We start from the raw sequence: 2334 nt of genomic DNA on the forward strand, positions 1-2334 counted from the left end.
GAGAAAGTGCGTGTAGGCACCAAAGTCCTGTCACAACCCGAGAACGGTGGAAAAATCGCTTACAAGCCCGTGATCAACACCGTGGCCCACCTGGACCAACAAGTGCATGCGGTGCAAGTCAAGGTGGAAGGCAGCGACGAACTCACCACCCTGATCACCACCCCCAACCACCCGTTCTGGGTACAAGAACGGTTGGTCCATGATCAGCACTGGCTGGCGGCGGAACATCTGGCGCCGGGGATGGTGCTGCAAATTGCGGGCGTTGGTGCAGGGGCTAACGCAGGTGAGCACATCGCGCCTGGCCTGGTAGCCACCCGGTATGCCACCGTCTATGCCAACGGCCTCATCCGCCACACCCAGCATGCACATATTGGTTTTGCGGCCGACGACCGGGTGGGTGCGGGCATGGTGCTGGATTTGAGCGACCCCAAGAACCTACGCTTGCTGGACCCGGCCCAGACCGATGGGCTGGGCACGCTGGAACTGGGCGAGCCCTTATTGACCCCGGTCTACAACTTCAGTGTGGACGAGTTCCACACTTATTACGTGGGTAATTCTGCGGTATGGGTGCACAACTCTTGCGGCCCGGAAGGCGCTGTGGATGCGGTGTTTGAAAAAGCCACTATTGAAGGGGAGTGTTTCAGTGGGGATACGTTGGTGGTCGTAGAGCCTTGGACAGATAACTTCAACGGCGGGGTCTCTACCAATATGCTTTACATCGAACGCGTCGAAGTCGGCGATACCGTCTTGTCACGCTGCGAACTCACGGGTGAGATGGCTTACAAACAAGTGACCAAGGTGTTTACACATGGATGGAGGACAAGTAGCGATATTTCGTTTGAATGCGGGCCTGAGTTCTACGAAAAGTATCCGACCAGCAACCCCCCTGGCATCACCACCACGGCCAACCATCCGTTCTGGGTTCAAGGCAAGGGCTGGACAAAAGTTGAAGACTTGAAACCGGGTGACGAAATGCTCACCTACGACGGCATCAAAGCCACCGTGAAGCATGTGAGCCTGAATAACAGCGGTACGGAGGTCTACAACCTGGAAGTGGAAGATTTCCACACCTACTTCGTCGCATCTCCAGGCATTTGGGTTCACAACAAGAGCCCACTGAAATTCGACCGCCTGAATGCCAATGCGGTGCCTGACCCCAAACCGCAATGGACGCCTCAGCACAAGGGCGAAGCAGCATTGATTCAACGCAAAGCCGAGCTGGAACAACGCAAAGCTGAGCTGAATGCCATCACCACCAAAACCCCTGCCGAGATTCAGGAGCTGAAGGACGTCAACCGCGAGTTGACTGGAACCAAGACAGCCCTACAAGAAATTCAACCGCGTAAGGCACTGAGTGCGGCGGGCATCCAGATGACCATGCTGCCTGAGGAAGGGGCAGTTTTGAGTTCCGGCGGCAAGTACAAGAACGATCTCGGTAGGACAGACATACAACCCGGCAAAACCAGCTACCCCGACGGCGTATTGAACTCCACCCGCTACCCCGACCTCAACGGCGTGGTGGCTGATATTTACCAGCCGCAATTGAACGGTTCGCTCGGCAAGACCTTCGACTCCATCTTCGGCAAAAGCGAAAGGCAATCGTCGGTGGTCGTGGTCGACTTGCGCGAGGCACACCCCAGCATCACGATGAAGAGCCTGCTGGATGTGGTTCGAGGCAAAGAATCAGCACCGTTCGAGAAAAACGGCGTGATGACTGATGTCAAAGGCCCGATCGAAACCCTGAGAACCCTGATCATCATTGATGAGAAGGGTGGCATCAGCCGCACCGATTTCCCCGTCAACGGAAAAAATCCCTACGTTTATGGCCGCGTCACGATCACGAGCGATGGCATTTCCACACAACGCCTGAGTGGCCCACCCAAAGCGGGCGAGGAAGTGATCATCAGGCAGTACTCGCCAGACTTCGATGCAAGCGCCACCTACCTGCAGACCCAGGCGCCCGGCGATGGCTCGGTCACCCATTCGCTGACCCACGCCGACCTGCAAACCATTCTCACCGCCGCCAAACAACACTGGCTGAATGCGGGAGCCCACGCCACCATCCTGGACAGTACCCATGTCTCCGTAGGCGAGCTACCCGCCGGTGTGGCGGGGCAAACCCTGGGGCGCAACATCACCTTGTCCGCCAACGGTGCAGGCTGGGGCTGGTTCATCGACCCCACGCCGCTGCTCTCGGAAGAGTTCTCGCCCTTGGGTGACAACACCACCTTGCAAGCCATGCGCGGTTTGGGGGCCGACGGCCAGCTCGACCTGCTGACCGTGCTCATCCACGAAATCGGCCATGTGCTGGGCTTGGACCATGAAGACGAGGAC

Annotated in this window: 1 protein-coding gene; it reads left to right on the forward strand. The window is 57.6% G+C overall.

The genetic code is table 11. The features are described 5' to 3' along the window. Positions 1–6: 6 nt before the first annotated feature. Positions 7–2334, forward strand: a 2328-nt coding sequence (locus tag Q7J58_RS09610; protein WP_304826786.1) for a polymorphic toxin-type HINT domain-containing protein, incomplete at its 3' end; no start/stop codon positions are given.

Source organism: Hydrogenophaga sp., assembly GCF_030656115.1.
In the GTDB taxonomy this organism is placed as follows: Bacteria; Pseudomonadota; Gammaproteobacteria; order Burkholderiales; family Burkholderiaceae_C; genus Hydrogenophaga.